Annotated in this window: 14 protein-coding genes; 1 reads left to right on the top strand and 13 read right to left on the bottom strand. The window is 45.1% G+C overall.

Annotated features, from left to right (window positions below):
* Positions 1-2: 2 nt before the first annotated feature.
* Entirely contained in the window at positions 3-1520 is a 1518-nt protein-coding gene (locus EDD59_RS04175) for a CoA-acylating methylmalonate-semialdehyde dehydrogenase (protein WP_132379211.1), read from the bottom strand.
* 753 nt (positions 1521-2273) lie between these two features.
* On the opposite strand from EDD59_RS04175, the gene EDD59_RS04170 reads away from it, so the two are divergent.
* Positions 2274-3116: a DeoR/GlpR family DNA-binding transcription regulator gene (locus EDD59_RS04170; RefSeq protein ID WP_132379209.1), complete on the top strand. Its 843-nt coding sequence runs from the start codon at positions 2274-2276 to the stop codon at positions 3114-3116.
* A gap of 282 nt (positions 3117-3398) precedes the next feature.
* On the opposite strand, the gene EDD59_RS04165 is transcribed toward EDD59_RS04170, so the two are convergent.
* The 12 genes from EDD59_RS04165 to EDD59_RS04110 form a co-directional block, all read right to left on the bottom strand.
* Positions 3399-3977, bottom strand: coding sequence for a peptidylprolyl isomerase (locus tag EDD59_RS04165; protein ID WP_132379206.1), 579 nt, complete (start codon positions 3975-3977; stop codon positions 3399-3401).
* Positions 3974-5725, bottom strand: a complete 1752-nt coding sequence (locus EDD59_RS04160; protein ID WP_132379204.1) for a hydantoinase B/oxoprolinase family protein — start codon at positions 5723-5725, stop codon at positions 3974-3976. The genes EDD59_RS04165 and EDD59_RS04160 overlap by 4 nt, the downstream gene beginning before the upstream one ends.
* A gap of 2 nt (positions 5726-5727) precedes the next feature.
* Positions 5728-7770, bottom strand: a complete 2043-nt coding sequence (locus EDD59_RS04155; RefSeq protein WP_132379201.1) for a hydantoinase/oxoprolinase family protein — start codon at positions 7768-7770, stop codon at positions 5728-5730.
* A 28-nt stretch (positions 7771-7798) separates the two neighbouring features.
* Complete coding sequence (locus EDD59_RS04150) at positions 7799-8347, bottom strand: helix-turn-helix domain-containing protein (protein ID WP_132379199.1); 549 nt, start codon at positions 8345-8347, stop codon at positions 7799-7801.
* 36 nt (positions 8348-8383) lie between these two features.
* Positions 8384-9361, bottom strand: coding sequence for an ABC transporter ATP-binding protein (locus EDD59_RS04145; protein WP_132379197.1), 978 nt, complete (start codon positions 9359-9361; stop codon positions 8384-8386).
* A 14-nt stretch (positions 9362-9375) separates the two neighbouring features.
* The gene (locus EDD59_RS04140) at positions 9376-10350 is read right to left on the bottom strand and encodes an ABC transporter ATP-binding protein (RefSeq protein ID WP_132379195.1); all 975 of its coding nucleotides are present in this window, start codon (positions 10348-10350) and stop codon (positions 9376-9378) included.
* The gene (locus tag EDD59_RS04135) at positions 10343-11296 is read right to left on the bottom strand and encodes an ABC transporter permease (RefSeq protein ID WP_132379193.1); all 954 of its coding nucleotides are present in this window, start codon (positions 11294-11296) and stop codon (positions 10343-10345) included. The genes EDD59_RS04140 and EDD59_RS04135 overlap by 8 nt, the downstream gene beginning before the upstream one ends.
* A complete protein-coding gene (locus EDD59_RS04130; protein ID WP_132379191.1) occupies positions 11296-12318 on the bottom strand; it encodes an ABC transporter permease in 1023 nt (340 codons plus the stop codon). The genes EDD59_RS04135 and EDD59_RS04130 overlap by 1 nt, the downstream gene beginning before the upstream one ends.
* A gap of 67 nt (positions 12319-12385) precedes the next feature.
* Positions 12386-14047, bottom strand: coding sequence for an ABC transporter substrate-binding protein (locus EDD59_RS04125; RefSeq protein ID WP_165920857.1), 1662 nt, complete (start codon positions 14045-14047; stop codon positions 12386-12388).
* A gap of 224 nt (positions 14048-14271) precedes the next feature.
* A complete protein-coding gene (locus EDD59_RS04120; protein WP_132379187.1) occupies positions 14272-15276 on the bottom strand; it encodes an ABC transporter substrate-binding protein in 1005 nt (334 codons plus the stop codon).
* A gap of 16 nt (positions 15277-15292) precedes the next feature.
* Positions 15293-16081, bottom strand: a complete 789-nt coding sequence (locus EDD59_RS04115) for an ABC transporter ATP-binding protein (RefSeq protein ID WP_132379185.1) — start codon at positions 16079-16081, stop codon at positions 15293-15295.
* Between the two features lie 36 nt (positions 16082-16117).
* Positions 16118-17176, bottom strand: a complete 1059-nt coding sequence (locus EDD59_RS04110) for a FecCD family ABC transporter permease (protein WP_207670372.1) — start codon at positions 17174-17176, stop codon at positions 16118-16120.
* Between the last annotated feature and the right edge of the window lie 6 nt (positions 17177-17182).

Genomic DNA, 17182 nt, shown 5'->3' with positions numbered 1-17182 from the left:
AATCAACGATCCACACTGCCTTCCCAGGTTCCAACCTGTCTGTGCTTAGATTCCTCATCATACCAATGTTTGGTAACAGTTTTCGCCCTGGTAAAGAAACGAACACCATCCAAACCAAGTACATGCTGGTCTCCAAAGAAAGAATCCTTATTCCCGGAAAATGGGAAGTATGCGGATGGAACAGGAATTCCAACATTGATTCCAACCATGCCTCCATCCGTTCTCATCTCAAACTCGCGTGCATAATATCCACTCTGGGTAAAGATTACAGATCCATTCGCAAATGGGTTGGCATTCATAATAGCTAATCCTTCTTCAAAGTCCTTCACTCTTTTTATTACAGTTACGGGTCCAAAGATTTCCTCATCACCCACTGTCATTTCAGCAGTTACATGGTCCAGAATGGTTGGCCCAACAAAAAATCCGTTTTCATACCCTGGAACTACGCAGTCTCTTCCATCCAGTACAAGCTCTGCACCTTCATCTATACCTTTTTGTATCCAGTCACAAACGCTCTTTTTGTGCTTTTCAGAAACCACCGGACCGAGATTGGTATTTGGATCGTATGCACACCCCACTACCATTTTCTCTGCCTTTTCTTTCAACAAAGTAACAAACTTATCTGCAATGCTCTCCTGCACAACGATAACAGGCAGGGCCATGCAGCGCATTCCGGCGCATCCGTAGGTAGAATTGATAATCGCATTTGCAGCACTTTCCAGGTCTGCATCTTCAAGAAGCAAAGCATGATTCTTAGCTTCACACTGGGACTGCACTTTTTTCCCGTGTGCAGCTGCAACAGAATAGATATGCTTGCCGACACCTGTCGTACCAACAAAGGATACCGCTTTAATCCGCTCATCTGTCATGAAGATTTCGGCCTCATGTCTGCTGCAGGTTACAAGGTTTACAACACCTTTTGGGAACCCGGCCTCATCATAGAACAACTCCAGCATACGCATAGAAGTCAATGGTGTTTGACTATTTGCTTTAAGAACAACTGTATTCCCGCATGCAATTGCAAGTGGAACCATCCAGCCCCAGGGAATCATAGCTGGAAAGTTCATTGGAACTATACCGGCCACAACACCAAGAGGAACCCGATATGTCGTACAGTCAAATCCTGTAGTAACCTGCAGTGCACTGCTTCCCTGTATTGTATATGGAATAGAGGTTGCGAATTCTGTAGGCTCAATAGCCTTCAGAACATCCCCCTTTGCCTCGTCCAGAGTTTTTCCAAGTTCTTTTGCACAGATTAATGTCAGTTCATCCAGATGATCAATCATGACATTCCTCCATTTAAACAAATACTGGGTCCTTTTAGTAAGAGACATCTGAGACCATGACGGAAAAGCAGCATGGGCAGCGGCAATTGCACTATGTACCTCATCCTCTGTACAACAGGGAATCTCTGCAATTGCTTCACCTGTACTGGAATCCGTAACTGTCATCCATTTATCTGTGGCGGACTCTTTCCATTCACCATTAACACAATATTTCATTTTTGTAACTTCTGCCATTTCTATTTCCTCACTTTCTTATCTTATTTTTGATGATATTATGGAGTATTTATCCGTTTTATTATCATCTTTTGGTTATATTATGGCTTTATTCTATAACCTTTTTTCAAAAAATGCAACCCATATTTACAAAAATTGTTCACAAAATGCTATTTTTATATTAATATGATACCAGGGTCAAAAGGTCATGCGTTTCATGCTTGCATGAAAAAGCGTGACTTTGGGACCCGCAAAACATGAGAAAGGAGCCCGAGTAGGGCGGATTTCGAATGTTTTTAGGATTGCGGGAGCACAAAGTGCGGAGCAATCCGTAGGTATCAGGGTCAAAAGGTCATGCGTTTCATGCTTGCATGAAAAAGCATGACCTTGGGACCCGCAAAACATGAGAAAGTAGCCCGAGTAGGGCGGATTTCGAATGTTTTTAGGATTGCGGGAGCACAAAGTGCGGAGCAATCCGTAGGTATCAGGGTCAAAAGGTCATGCGTTTCATGCTTGCATGAAAAAGCGTGACTTTGGGACCCGCAAAACATGAGAAAGGAGCCCGAGTAGGGCGGATTTCGAATGTTTTTAGGATTGCGGGAGCACAAAGTGCGGAGCAATCCGTAGGTATCAGGGTCAAAAGGCCATGCGTTTTATGCTTGCATGGAAAAGCATGACCTTGGGACCCGCAAAACATGAGAAAGGAGCCCGAGTAGGGCGGATTTCGAATGTTTTTAGGATTGCACATTATTAATATTAATTAAGGAGGCAAATATGCGAACTGAAAGAATCGACCAGGTCGAGGAATATATTCTTACGAACAAAACTGTAACTATTGATCAACTATGTGAAGCTTTTAAGGTTTCTAAAAATACTATCCGCCGGGATATCGGGCAGCTTTTAGACCGGGGGAGAATTAAGAAAGTCTACGGCGGTGTCACTGCACTGCCTGATTCGTCCCTTATGACCTTAACCCCTTATAGTCTGCGGAATACCAGCTTTGAGCACGAAAAGGACTTAATTTGCAGACAGGCCGCCAGTTTCATCGAAGACAATGACCTTATCTATATAGATACCGGCACTACCAGTCAAAACCTGATCGACTATCTAGGAAATAAAAAATGTACCATCATCACCAATTCACTCCAGGTTGCCTTAAAAGCGGTTAATTATCCCAACATTACACTCATCTCTTTATCCGGGAAATTGAAACGCGAGACGCTTTCCTTTGTCGGCAGCACTGTGGAGGAAGCACTAAAAACTTATAACATCGGCAAGGCCTTTTTATGCTGCACCGGCGTAACCATTGAAAATGGCTTGACTAACGCTTCCATGGATGAGTATCAGATAAAAAAGATTGTAGTAGAAAACAGCCAATGCCGTTACCTGTTGGCGGATCATACTAAATTCGGCAAATTCTCACTGATGACCTATAGTCCGATGTCAGCTGTTGAACATGTAATCACTGATCAGAACCCGCCGAATGATTACCTGAATTTTTTCAATACTCATGACATTAACTTACACATTACAACAGAAGAGTTCTTCAAGTCAAATACCCCGCAGCAAGCTGACGGGACATCAAACTTGCAGCGCAGCAAGCTGCGGGGTATTTGACCCTCGCGGCAGCCGCCAAATGGAAATGCAAGCATTTCAGCTTGGCTCGTTGCTCGCGGGAATAAAGGTACAAGAAGATAGCGATGTTTTATAAAAAATGTGATATCTGTCCAGAAAAAGAACAGGGATATGAAAACACAGGAACTCAGATTTTATTCTGCTACAAACTGATTGAATTCCCCAATTGGGTATGATAAGCATCCGCCTTTGGAGCGGATGCTTTCCTTTTGTAGATTCATTGTATCGAAACTTTTTAGAGATTTCAAAAGTTTTCTTTGGTTTTTAACACTGATTCCAGCACTTTGGCCGCTCGTCTATCTGCAGCCTGATTGGTTCAGGGAATTCCCGTCTATATAATTCCAGCTCCACTTTCACAATCTTCTGCGGAGTCACTGGCCTATTTACTTTTACTCCCGGATACGGAAAGTTAGTTACAGGTTCTAAGTCCAGCTTCTTGAGTCTTTCCAGCTCCTCGTGTCCCTCCAGCACCCGTCCGAACACAGGATAAATTCCTTTGTGCTCCGGGCATTTCCGCAGGGGGAAGAAGAATTCGCAGCCCGACTGTCCCAGCTTTCCATAACCGCCCATGCATACGCACCCAAATTGTGAGTCCAATGGCTGTATTTCCGGATACAGGTTGTGCTCATAGGGAATCAGGTACTGAAATTCTTCCTTTCCAAAACCCGAATAGCTTACATCAATCCAGTCTTCAGGTACGATCCGCTCTATCATATGCTGATCAAAAGCACCCTTTTGTGCGGCGTAGATGAAACTATTTACAGTATTGGGGGCTGCGTCAGGGAGGAGCTCTATCACGATTTTATTTCCGCTGTCCATGTAAATGGCTGCCTTTGGATTCATGATACTTTCTCCGAAAACTTCTTTCTTTCATCGGTAACTCCCAATATGGCAAATGTCTCCGGCTCCAGGAGAACACCATATATTTTTTCAGCTGCATTTATGGAAACATACTCATTTTTTACGTCCATTGCCACCTTTTCAGCAGGGCGGGCAAGGGGATTTCCATAACCGCCGCCGGTTCCCGTCACCATGCGGGCTACATCTCCTTTATGCATTTGTATTTTTGATCCCGTTCCCTGCAATGGCACATGGGTTCCATCCTTCAGGAGAAAATCAAATCCACTGGGAGCCCCTTCTTTTCCTCCTTCAAAGCCCCAGGCGGGATATTCAAATCTGCCATAGGTCCCGGAGAAGGTCATATCATCGTTCAAAGCTTCATGTCCTAGAATAATTCCATATCCGCCCCGATGCTCTCCTGCGCCGGCATCTGTTGTATTCAAAGAGTATTCAGTCACACGGTATCCGAATTTCGCCTCCAGGACTTCCGCCGGAATGTTGTATGTCTCGCCGTCTCCTGTACAGAACTGGGCACTGTCTCCGTCTCTGTCAAAACCGGCTCCCCAGCCCCCAAGGGTCGGTCCTACATCTACAAAGGTTTCCCCTGTCACAGAATGAGTACCAGAAATCGAATATGCCCCTACCGTAATAAAATGTCCTGCCGTCAGTTTTCCCTTTTCCACAACAGGCAGCATAGCCTGCCATATCAGATCCTGGGCATACTGCATGGATTCATAGTAGCAGGAGACCGCCGCCGGCCGGATGGCATTGAAAATGCTTCCCTTTTCTGCTTTAATGTGCAAGTTTTCAAATACTCCGTCATTCACATTCTGGGAAGAGTCTGTGCAGGCCAGGAACACACTTCTGATTGCAGATACCAGTCCGTCATAGGCTACATTAATCGGGCTTTTTGTCTGCGGCGCACTTCCTGTAAAGTCCACGTACATCTGATCACCTTCAATAGTCACTTTTACCTGAATCGGGAAAGGACCGTTCCCCATGATATCTTTATCCATCATGCCGCTGGCCGTATAAATCCCATCAGGAATCTGACCCACCTGGCTGCGCGAAAACTCGGCACTGTTTTGAATCAGACGCTCGATTGCCTGATCCACTGTCCGGGTACCATATTTCCCGCATATTTCAATCAAACGTTTCTGTCCTGTCCTGAGCCCGGAAATCTGAGCCCACATATCCCCGATAGACATATCAGGGAGCCGTACATTGCTGCGGATAATCTCTACAATTGTTTCATTGATTTTACCTTCCTCAAACAATTTCAGGCAGGGGAACTGAAGTCCTTCCTGATAGATTTCGGTGGAATCCACTGCATAGCCAGGATCCTTTCCCCCCAGTTCAGACCAGTGGCACTTATTGACACAGTATCCAAAAAGCTCGCCGTCAATAAAGACCGGAAGTACCAGCCCTACATCCTGCAGATGGGACCCCCCGCCGCCGTAAGGATCATTACAGATAATCAGATCGCCTTCCTTAAGATTTCCCTTTTCCGTATATTTTTCAATTACGGAGTGAACCAATGATGTCAGCATTCCAAGAAATCCGCATGCACCGTTCCCCTGAGTCAGAAGCCTGCCTTTTTTGTCAGTAATTCCCGATGCAAAGTCCAACGTTTCATAGATAATCGGACTCTTGGAGGTTCTTGCCACGGCAATAAACATTTCTTCTCCAATAGCCAGCAACGAATCACGAATGATATCCAGTGTAATTAAATCTACCTTTTTACTGCTCATTTTTAAACCCCCGTTTCAATCAGAATATCGCCAAATTTGTCAACAGATGCCTTCATGCCCGGATAGATGACCGCCGAAGAGCTGACTTCTTCAATAATCGCCGGACCTTCCAGCTTCATTCCGGGAGACATTTTCTCTCTGTCATAAACTTTAGTGTCGAGAGTACCGTCTCCTTCAAAAATCACAGGACGTATTTCCTTTATAGCTTCCTCCAGACTATAGGGAAGGATTTCCGCTTCTTTGATTGGTGTCTTCTCAATTCTTCCAAAAGATGCAAGGTGAATATTTACAATCTCCACACCGCTTTCATCCAGACGGAAGGAATAATTCTGCTCATGCTCTCTGTGAAAAGCTTCGATAAATTCACTGATATTTTCCGCGGACATAGGGTCATTTGGCACCTTTACCTTCACGGTGTGGTCCTGCCCGATATAGCGCATATCCAGGTAATGCTGGAAATATACATCCTCCCTGGAGATCCCTTTCCGGGCGTTGTCCTGACAGGCCTTTTCTTCCAGACCTTCCCATTCTGCATTGATTGCATCAAAGTCCGGGTTGTCCAGCTTTACACGGTAAGTCTGGATATCATCAGAGCGCAGGTCTGTCATCAGCATCCCCCATGCAGAAAACACAGATGCAGCCAGTGGGATAATAACCTTTTTAATATTTAATTCCTTCGCCAGAGCCGCCGCATGCATAGGGCCTCCGCCTCCGAAAGCAACCAGGGCAAATTCCCGGGGGTCATAGCCCTTACTGATGGATACCAGCTTCAGGGCATTGAGCATATTAGAATTGGCCACACGGATGATTCCCATGGCAGCCTCCTCCGTATTGATTCCATATACATCCCCCACCTTTTCCTGAATTGCCCCGCGGACCTTTTCCATATCTACATCCATGTCAAAATTTTTAGGTGACAGTCTCCCCGCAATCAGGTTCGCATCTGTCGTCGTGGGTTCTGTGCCTCCTTTCTGATAGGCAACCGGTCCCGGCAGCGCGCCCGCCGACTTCGGTCCGACACGAAGAGAATTGGTATTGTCAATCCATGCAATTGACCCGCCTCCGTTTCCGATCTCCACAATGTCTACCACCGGCACCCGTATGGGATATCCTGGAAAACGGGCATTCTTTTCAATTTTGTACTCCGTTGTCGTTTTTACTTCACCGCCGTCAACCAGAGAACACTTTGCTGTAGTTCCCCCAATATCAAAGGCAATAACTTTATTCTCACCCAGCATTTCTCCCAGCATTGCAGATCCGTAAATACCCGCAACCGGCCCGGATTCCACCATATTAATCGGCACTTCCTTAGCATTTTCAAATGTGGTGGTTCCTCCATTGCTCTGCATAATATATTTAGGGCATTTGATATCCATCTCTTCCAGCTTGTTGTAAAGATTATCTATGTAGGTTTTGGCCGACGGTTTTACATAGGAATTCAGAACCGCTGTGGTCGTCCTCTCATATTCCCTCCACTCTTTGGAAACCTCATGGGAGGCTGTGACAGCAATCCCCGGCATAAGCTTCTCAACCAGAGCTTTTGCCTGTTTCTCATGCTCTGCATTTATATAAGAATGAAGAAATACAATTGCGATTGCTTCTACCCCTTCCTTTTTAAAGGTGTCAACACAGGTTTTTATATCCTCTTCCTTCAGGGCAATCAGTTCATTTCCCTGATAATCCATTCGCTCTTCCACTTCAAGACGTAAATATCTGGGGACAAACGGTTTTGGTTTCTTAAAATTGAAATTAAACAGATCCGGTCGGTTTCCGCGGCCGATTTCCAGAATATCACGAAATCCTTTTGTGGTAATTAATCCTGTTTTTGCACCTGTACGCTCTGTCAATGCATTGATGACCACTGTTGTACCGTGGCTGAGATCCTTAACCTCTTCTGGTGAAATATCGCACTTCTGTATGACATTTAATACACCCTGCTCAAAATCAGGCGGTGTCGTATGGCTTTTGTTTACACATACTTTCCCCTGTTCATCAATATATACGATATCTGTAAACGTACCTCCTATATCTGTTGCAACTCTCATATTCTGCCTCCTTTTATCACTTTTTAAATCAGAATAGTGTGGGGGTAATCACACCAATCATTTCCAGCTCTTCATCTTCCCTGTTGACAATCTTATGGGGATGGGCAGACGGAAAATGTACGGATTCTCCTTCACGCGCGGTATGCTCAGCTCCATCTATAAGCACAGTGGCTGTCCCCCTTAAAACATAATAAAATTCTTCTCCAGGATGATCCAACTCTTCAAACTCTTCAAAATGCGGCTCCATAGTCATACGAAAGGCATCCTGAATGCGGTTGTCAAACCTGCCGCTTAAGATACTGATACTTTTGTATGCCCTCTGCATCCCATCCAGCGCATGTCCTGAACTGTTTCTTACATACTCTTCTTTCTCTGCGCTCTCTTCAAATAAATCTTTCATGGGAACACAGAGGGCATTTGCGATCTTATTCAGAGTCACCACCGTCAACGCGGATTTTCCATTTTCAATTTGCGAAAGAAAGCTTACAGAAATTCCAGCCATCCCGCTCAATTCAGCCAGCGTAAGCTTTTTTGCCTTTCTCAGTTCTTTTATTCTGATTCCAATATTTTTTTCCATAGACTTTCTTTCCTTACTCCTCTCAGCTCATCTGTCTTATTCATATAAATGGCAGCGAACACTGTGACTGTCATCTATCTTTTGTATTACCGGATCATCTGTTTTGCAGGACTCCATAATATAGGGACATCTCAGATGAAAGCTGCATCCGGGAGGAGTATTTACAGGGGATGGGATCTCACCCGTGGACTCTACTTTTTGGGGTTTCAATGCTTCTTCCTCTTCCGAGACAACGGGGATGGAAGAAATCAACATCTGAGTGTACGGATGTTCAGGTTTGTAGAAAAATTCTTCTGCCGGCGCTATCTCCGCAATTTTTCCCAAATACAGAATTGCCACTCTTGTAGCAATATTGCGCATCAAACTTAAATCATGAGTGATGAATAAGTAAGTAAGGTTTCTTTCCTTTTGAATTTTTAGCAGCATGTTAATAATTTTAGCCTGGATGGAAACATCCAGGGCAGAGGTCGGCTCATCCAGAATCAAAAACTTCGGTTCACAGGCCAGTGCTCTTGCAATTGCCACCATCTGCTTTTCACCGCCGCCGATAGCGCCGGGGGTTTTATACATGTAGCTTACCGGAAGCTCCACCATCTCCAGCAGCTCTTTTATCTTCTCTTCTCTTTCAGCCTTAGTTTCACACATTTTATGTATTTTCAGGGGCAGCTCCAGAATTTCCCCGATTGTCTGGTGCGGATTCATGGACGAACCCGGATCCTGAAATACAATCTGGATATTCTTCTTCATCTCCAGAGCCCTTTTCTTTGTAGAATTTAAATCTTTTCCTTCAAATAGAATTCTTCCTTCTGTGGGACGATACATTCCTACTACAGAATAGGCAATGGTACTCTTTCCTGAGCCGCTTTCTCCCACCAGTCCGATCACTTCACCTTGTTTGATATCCAGAGAAACATCGTCCACGGCCTTTACAAAAAGTGGTTTTCCATCCTCACCCTTTTTATTTACCGGAAAATATTGTTTCAGGTTTTGAATCTGCATAATTATATCCGACATTTCACAACCTCCCTCTACAGATTAAAGCAGGCAACTTTATGTCCACTACCTACGTCCTTCAATTCTGGTTTACAGTTCCTGCATTGCTCTGTAACCCTGGAGCAGCGGGGGGCGAACCTGCAGCCCTTCGGCGGATACTGATAGTCAGGAATCGCCCCGTAGATTCCCGACTGAATACCTCCGCCGCCCAGCCTGGGCACGGCCTCCATCAATCCGACGGTGTAAGGATGAAGTGTACGGTTGAACACCTCTGATGTCTTTGCAGATTCCACCACCGTTCCTGCATACATCACATGAATACTGTCTGTCAGTTCTCTTGCCACACCAAGAGAATGGGTTATCATAACCAGAGACATATTCCGCTCCTCCACAAGCCTGTTCAATGTTTTATGTACCTGATCCTGAATCGTTACATCCAGTGCCGTGCCCGGTTCATCTGCAATCATCATATCCCGCTGTGTCATAATTGCCATGGCGATGCAGATTCTCTGCTTCATCCCGCCTGAAAGCTGATTGGGATAGTAGTCAAAAATCCGCTCCGGGTCTGGTATAAATACGTCCCGGATGGCCTGCAGTACCATCTCCTTTTGCTCCCCCTTATTTTTCCCTTTTCCCTGTTTTGAATAATTCACCACATCCAGCATTTGCTGCCCGATTGTGAACACCGGATTCAGGGCATTGGCCGGCTCCTGATAAATCATGGAAATTTCTCCGCTTCGGACCTGATCCATTTCTTTCGTATTCATCTTAAGAATATCTTTTCCCTTGTAAAAGATTTCACCGCCGGGTATGATATACTGATGCTCAGGAATTACATTCAAAATTGATTTCACCGTTGTCGTCTTCCCACAGCCGGCCTCACCTACGATTCCGGCCTTTTCTCCCTTATGTACATCTATATTCACGCCGTCAAGCACCTTTGAATACCCTTTGTACACTTTATACCAAAGCTTCAGATCCTTAATCTCAAGTATTCTTTCATCAGCCATTTTTTCCATCCCCTTTCGACAACATGTCTCCGATGCCATCTCCCATAAAATTAAATCCGAGGATAATGATGACAATCGCAAGTGACGGAAATACCGTCATCCACCATGCATCGGGCATATATCTAGAGCCATCTGATACCATCTGGCCCAGCGACGGGGTCGGCGGCTGTTCTCCCAGGCCCACAAAACTTAAGGTTGCACCGATCAAAATAACCCAGCCTACATCAAGCGCCATTTTTGTAAAAATAGAGGACAAACAATTGGGCAGGATTTCCTTGAATATAATATGCATTTTTCCTGCGCCCATCAAATCCGCACCAATCACGAAATTTTCCTGGCGGCAGGACGTTGCGGAACCGTAAACCAGACGGCAGTACCAGGGCCACCACATAACTGTGACCGCAATCATGGAGTTGGTCAGGTTTGGCTCCAGCACTGATGCCACCGCCAGGGCCAGAAGCATAGCCGGTACAGACAGAAATACGTCTGTGATACGCATAATGATCGTGTCTACAACCGTCCCTTTCATATACCCTGCCAGCATGCCAAGTATGGCTCCTATGGGCACCGAAATGGCAAGAACCAGAATAGACATATATAGCGCACCTCTAAAGGAGTATATAATGCGTGTGAGAATATCCCGGCCCATGTTGTCTGTGCCCAGAAAATATTTTTTCCCCGGTGCCTTACAGACATTTGCAAAATCTGTAAATGCCCCTGCATGTTTTGGATAAGGTGTAATATAGGGAGCCAGGATTGCCGCCAATATCACTGCCGCTACTATAACAAGTCCTGCCACAGATAATTTGTTTCTGGAAAACTTGTACCAAGCTTTTTTCAGATTTTCCACCCGGTTGTCCCTTGCATTTAAAACAGGCCTCTCCTCCACCCGCTGTGCTTCAAATGCCAGGGCTCTCTGAATTTCCTTTGCTCTGTTTGCGGCCATTAGTTTCCACCCCCTAAACGAATTCTGGGATCCAGGTATGCCACCACAATATCCACAATAATATTTACAATCACAAATACAATGCCAAATACCATAATTACCCCTGAAATTGCATTCAAATCCTTTGCCAACATGGCGCTCAGCCCATATTTAGAAATGCCCGGCCAACTAAAAATTGTTTCAATCAAAAACGCATTTCCCATCAGTGATGCAATATCCATTCCCATGCAGGATACCGCCGGAATTAGAGAAGGCTTCAGCAAATATTTATTATTGATAACTTTTTCTGGAATTCCGTAACCCTTCATTGCTACCAGATAGTCCTTGGACGAGTTCTCAACCATTGCGTTTCTGACCAGTCTGGCGTCCTGAAACATACCGCCCAACGCCAGTGAGACAGCCGGTATAAGGATATGGAGAAATGCATTCCATGCCACTGCAGGCTTTCCCGTCAGCAGGGCATCAAGTACATACAGTCCGGTGATATGAGACGGAGGTGTCATATTGGGGCTCAACCGCCCCAGGACCGGGATGACCTGCCATACATATCCAAATAAAAGCAGCAGCAGGATTGCCACGACAAACCCCGGCATAGCCACGCCTGCATAGGAAAATACGCGGAGGATCCCATCCAGTACTGTATCCTTATGTTTTGCGGCCAGTTTTCCGATCAGGATAGAGCCGAAGATCAGCAAAAGTGTTGAGAAAAACACTACCTCGACCGTAGCCGGCAGAAACTGAATAATATCCTTTGCCACTGCCCGGTCTGTTGTCGTTGACTTTCCAAAATCTCCATGCAGTACACCGGCAATCCAGTAAATGTATTGTACGGGCAGGGGCTCATTCAAGTGGTTTTCAATTTTAAAATTTTCCAGAGCCTCCTTCGTCGCCGTAGCGCCCAGAGCCATTCGGGCCGGATCTCCCGGCACAATCCGTGCAATGCTGAAGATCACAATAGACAGCCCGAAAATCACTACAATTGACAACAGAATCCGGTGTATAATAAATTTTTTCAGATTCATTTACAATCCTCTTTTCTTTCGGCCCGGGTTGCGGCAGCTTATATGCCGCAGCCCGGTGACTATTTCATTAATTCATACGGAAATCCCGGAACAGATAATTATATCCAAGGGAAAGCGCCACGGGTTTTCCCTCCGCTGCACGTTCAATAACCGGAATCTCAATGTTGTCATAGTATGCGTGCTTTTCTACCTGCTCTGCCACCGCAATGCCCCAGCACTCCTCTGCCGCCTTCTTCTGGATTTCCGCATACGACGCTTCCCTGTTTTCATCGTCCAATGTTGTCAGGGCTTTGGTAATCATATCGTCCACTGCCTGATCCTGGAGCCATTCTGTCTGCTGCCAAGTCCCTGCCGTATCCGAATGGAACCTCTGATACAGTAAGGCTCCCGCCTCCGGATAGTCACTGGATATGAAACAGGTAGCTGCATTTGGTGTCGTATCTACGCTTCCGCACTTATCCACATGTGTGGCCCAGGGCACCTTAGTAACCTTTATCTTCAATCCAATCTGAGAAGCCGTAGACTGTATAAGAAGCGCCAGCTTTTCTTCATCCGGAACATCTGAAATCCACTCTACTTCAACCTCGAGATTCCCCGCTGTCAGCTCTTTATAGTATTTTGACTCTTTCAGCTCACTTTCTGCTTTCTTCAGATCATACTTATACTCAAAGCCCTCATCGGTGTAGCCCAATACACCCTGCGGCACTACAGAGCTTGCCTTCCTGTATCCAGGGAACAGTGTTTCACAAACCTGGTCATAATCAATCAGATATGCCAGTGCGCGTCTGACATGCACATCATCTGTGGGTTGCTTCTTTGTATTCAACATGAGATAGAGCATCTGCCCATTTGTGAAACTTCCAATATTTACCCCATCGATTTTATCCAGAGCTTCATACGCCTCATTAGTCTGCCACTGGTCAGATATCTGCAGCTCTTTACTGTTCATCATAGTTCTGACAGTAGCCGTCTCTGTATTCATAACAATTTCCACATTCTTTGGTGCCTTCTCATCCCACTTCTGAAAATAATCGTCAAATTTTGACATGCAGATTCTGTCCTGGGTCTTCATTTCCGTCAGATGATAAGCACCGCTTCCGGCATCATTCTCAGCAAGAAAGGCTTTTCCATAATCCCCCAATTCACCATAAGAGCCATCCTCCAAGTTATCCATAATTAAATCTTCATTCAGTATGTACAGCCTTGGCAGAATAGATAAAAATGGTGCAAAGGATTGTTTCAGATGAAATACAACTGTGCCATCTGCCGGAGCCTCACAGGAATCCACATAGCCGGAGAACAGGTACGCAAACCCTTCCCCCATTGTAAGAAGACGGTTCATAGAAAATACCACGTCACTTGCCTTCAAATCTGATCCATCATGAAACTTCACCCCCTGCTTTAATTTGAAGGTCCATGTAAGTCCGTCTTCCGAAGCTTCCCAGCTATCAGCAAGGGAAGGGGTAGGGTTGTTGTCCATATCAGGATAGACCAGCGAATCATACATGTTGACATAGGCAATACAGGACGCACTGTCAACCCCCGTTCCAGGGTCAATCACTCCTCCGGAAGACTGTGATATACGCAGTGTATCACTGCTGTCCGACTGTGAACTTCCACTTTTCTCTGTGCTTGTGCCTGCTGCATCATCACTGCCTCCTGAACATCCGGTAACAAGCGCGCCGGCCATGGTCAGTGCCAGTATTAAAGAAATAAATTTTTTCCTCATAACTTTTTCTCCTTTTGGGTCCATGGGTTTCAGATAATTTTTTATATAAAAAAACAAGGATGTAGATTGAAAACATCCTTGTTTTTTTTTAAGTGACTGCCCGTCGGCATATAAAATTATGTAGTTACAATTCCTGTGCTTTCGCTGAGGATTTTGTTTTATTTTTATCAAATATAGCACAACCTTTTTTCATTGTCAATAAAAATTTTCACTGTGAGTGAAATCTATCTGAATTGTGACATTGACTCATAGAGCTTTTCCACCGTATAAGCCAACCGTTCCCCCGGCAACACGCTTTCAAGATCTATGACTGCAAAATGGTCATTCTTTACACAGTCAAGCTGTGAAAGTGTATCATTAGCTTTGATTTCAGCAATCTTTTCCTCAGCAGAAGGACTGTCATAATCATGGACCACAATGACATCCGGCTCCCGGGAAAGGACCTCTTCATAACTTACGGTAACCCAGTCCTTTTCTGTGATATCGTTGAATATATTCTCACCTCCGGCCAGATTTATCAGCAGGGATTCAAAGTTGCTTCCGCTGCAGGTAAATACACCGTCATTTCCACTGTCATACACAAGAACTTTAAGGGCTTCCCGGTTTCCTGTTTTATCTTGTACAGCCTTGATGCGCTCTTTCTGTTCTTCAACATATCCGGCAGCTCTGTCTTCAATGCCAAATATTTTTCCTATATCCAAAATTTCCTGATATTGATCATCTAAGCTTTTGGCAGAATTAAGATAAGTAGTTATTCCATAATCCTCCAGCTCATTTACATCCAGCCCGTCACCGCCAAACTCCCAGTCAATCCCATAAATAAAATCTGCTCCGCTTGCAATAACGGCTTCTCTTGTGGCCGGGCCGTGGGTGATCTCCGGTATGGCATCAATTTCCTCTTTATATTCAGGTAAAGGCCCGCGGCTGTGATTGCGGAGACTTGTTCCCACTATAGAATCCCCGAGTCCTAGTGCAACAAGCAGCTCCGCACAGTTAGGACCAAGAGCAAGCACTTTTTGCGGCGCAGCTTTAATTGCTATTTCGCGTCCGTAATTGTTTAGAGTCATTGGGTAGCTTTCATCAGATGTTTGACTAGGATTCTTACTATCTGCTGCCTCTGTCCTGTCCTGGCCGGCCTTGCTCCTGTCACTGCTCCCACTCCTGCAGCCTGTCAGCAGCGCGAGCACCATCGCCGCGCACAATAATACCGTTAATACTCTTTTTTTCATTTCTCTTATCTCCTGGCTATCTTTTTGTTTGGGCGTAAATCCCCTCTGGCAGGAAGGTAATTGACACCTTCCCGGTAATGGGATGAACGATGGTATCACAATGGACCCCATATATATCAAGTATGTTTTCCGGGGTAAGAACCTCTTCCGGAGTTCCATGCAGCACGATTTTCCCGGCTTTGAGTACATAAATGCGGTCACAGTACAAAGCTGCCATATTGAGGTCATGAATAGCGGATAGAACCGTTATCTGCAAGCGTTTAACAAAATCAAAGACCTGCATCTGGTAACTGATATCCAAGTGATTTGTAGGTTCATCCAGAATGAGAAATTCACTTTCCTGAGCAATAACCCGTGCGATAACGACTCTCTGCTTCTCTCCGCCGGAAAGGCTCCGGTAACTACGCTTTGCCATATGAGCCATACCCACATGTTCAAGTGCGTGATTCGTCATATATTTGTCATATTCATTGTCAATCTCAAAAAGCTTCTTGTGAGGGGTCCGCCCCATGGCTACAATTTCTTCTACAGTAAAATCAAAAGGGACTTCGTTTTCCTGGCCGACAGCACCTATTTTCAGCGCCAGTCTTTTATGATTCATAGAAAGAATATTTTCTCCGTCTAGTACAGCCATCCCCGCATCAGGAGTAAGAGCACGGCAGATATTTTTTAGTAGAGTCGATTTTCCGCTGCCGTTAGGCCCTATCAATCCAACAAACTCTCCTTCATTTACATGAAGGGATATATCTTTAATTGTTTCTTTCTCCCCATAAGAAAAGGTCATGTTATCTATTTTCAGCTGCATAAGTTTACTCCTGTTTCTATGTTGCTGCTACTAATTTTATCTGCTTTTTTGCTTTAAGAGAAATATAAACACAGGACCCCCTATTATAGCGGTCAAAATTCCTACAGGCAACTCCTCTGGCGCAATCAGTAATCTTGCCGCTACATCCACCCACACTACCAGTATGCCTCCCAGCAGTGCCGATACCGGCAGTACCTTTCTGTGGTCTCCTCCCACAAGCAGACGGGTAAAATGTGGAACCATCAAACCGACAAAGCCGATTGTCCCGCTTACCGCAACTGTGACCCCGGACATGAGTGAAGCCACAAGCACCAAAAGCTTTTGTAGCCGTCTGACGTTTATCCCCAGTGTGCCTGCACTTTCTTCCCCTAAAAGCAGAAGGTTTAATCCCCGATAGTTTACCATAAGGACTGCCATACAGACCAGCAGTACTACAAGGGGCAGCGTCAAATATCCCCATTTTGCCCCTGCGAGGCTTCCCGACATCCAGAATGTAGCATTGTGAAGCCCCAGCGCGTTGGGAGCACTTAAGGTTATAACCCTCGTCGCTCCATCCATAATCATGGAAATTGCAACCCCGGACAAAAGTAGATATGTTATATTAATTCGGCCATTTACCCTTGATAGCGAATATACGATAACTATAGTAAAGGCTGAACCAATGAACGCACTGATTGACAAAGAATACCTTCCCAGAAAGGAAAATACACCAAATAGCATTCCAAGCGTAGCCGCTGCCGTTGCACCTGAGGATACACCAAGGATAAACGGATCGGCAAGGTGGTTCCGTACCAGTGCCTGCATAGTTACACCAATTACGGATAAAGATGCGCCTACAAGCAGACCCATACAGACCCGGGGCAATCTGAGGCCGATGATAATATTTTCATCTACCTGTGTCCATGTCCGGGATATGTTATCCCCAATTACAGGAATTCTGCTCAACAGAATTTTTGCGACATTCTCCGGGGTTACAAAAACAGATCCAAGTCCAAGACATAGTATAAATGAAATAATTGAAATTATTATTAACAATAGCAGGAGGCCCTTCATGCCCGGTTTTTTATGGTTAAAAAACTTTTTTGCAGCTTTCATATTCAC

Origin of the sequence: Muricomes intestini (genome assembly GCF_004346165.1) — a bacterium.
GTDB lineage: Bacteria > Bacillota > Clostridia > Lachnospirales > Lachnospiraceae > Muricomes > Muricomes intestini.
Note: the sequence above shows the minus strand (reverse complement) of the source record. Positions and strands in the feature narration are given on the sequence as shown.

Bases quoted from the DNA above. Each gene is read 5' to 3' on its own strand.
- EDD59_RS04175 (WP_132379211.1), bottom strand. From the start codon at position 1,520: ATGGCAGAAGTTACAAAAATGAAATATTGTGTTAATGGTGAATGGAAA.
- EDD59_RS04170 (WP_132379209.1), top strand. From the start codon at position 2,274: ATGCGAACTGAAAGAATCGACCAGGTCGAGGAATATATTCTTACGAAC.
- EDD59_RS04165 (WP_132379206.1), bottom strand. From the start codon at position 3,977: ATGAATCCAAAGGCAGCCATTTACATGGACAGCGGAAATAAAATCGTG.
- EDD59_RS04160 (WP_132379204.1), bottom strand. From the start codon at position 5,725: ATGAGCAGTAAAAAGGTAGATTTAATTACACTGGATATCATTCGTGAT.
- EDD59_RS04155 (WP_132379201.1), bottom strand. From the start codon at position 7,770: ATGAGAGTTGCAACAGATATAGGAGGTACGTTTACAGATATCGTATAT.
- EDD59_RS04150 (WP_132379199.1), bottom strand. From the start codon at position 8,347: ATGGAAAAAAATATTGGAATCAGAATAAAAGAACTGAGAAAGGCAAAA.
- EDD59_RS04145 (WP_132379197.1), bottom strand. From the start codon at position 9,361: ATGTCGGATATAATTATGCAGATTCAAAACCTGAAACAATATTTTCCG.
- EDD59_RS04140 (WP_132379195.1), bottom strand. From the start codon at position 10,350: ATGGCTGATGAAAGAATACTTGAGATTAAGGATCTGAAGCTTTGGTAT.
- EDD59_RS04135 (WP_132379193.1), bottom strand. From the start codon at position 11,296: ATGGCCGCAAACAGAGCAAAGGAAATTCAGAGAGCCCTGGCATTTGAA.
- EDD59_RS04130 (WP_132379191.1), bottom strand. From the start codon at position 12,318: ATGAATCTGAAAAAATTTATTATACACCGGATTCTGTTGTCAATTGTA.
- EDD59_RS04125 (WP_165920857.1), bottom strand. From the start codon at position 14,047: ATGAGGAAAAAATTTATTTCTTTAATACTGGCACTGACCATGGCCGGC.
- EDD59_RS04120 (WP_132379187.1), bottom strand. From the start codon at position 15,276: ATGAAAAAAAGAGTATTAACGGTATTATTGTGCGCGGCGATGGTGCTC.
- EDD59_RS04115 (WP_132379185.1), bottom strand. From the start codon at position 16,081: ATGCAGCTGAAAATAGATAACATGACCTTTTCTTATGGGGAGAAAGAA.
- EDD59_RS04110 (WP_207670372.1), bottom strand. From the start codon at position 17,176: ATGAAAGCTGCAAAAAAGTTTTTTAACCATAAAAAACCGGGCATGAAG.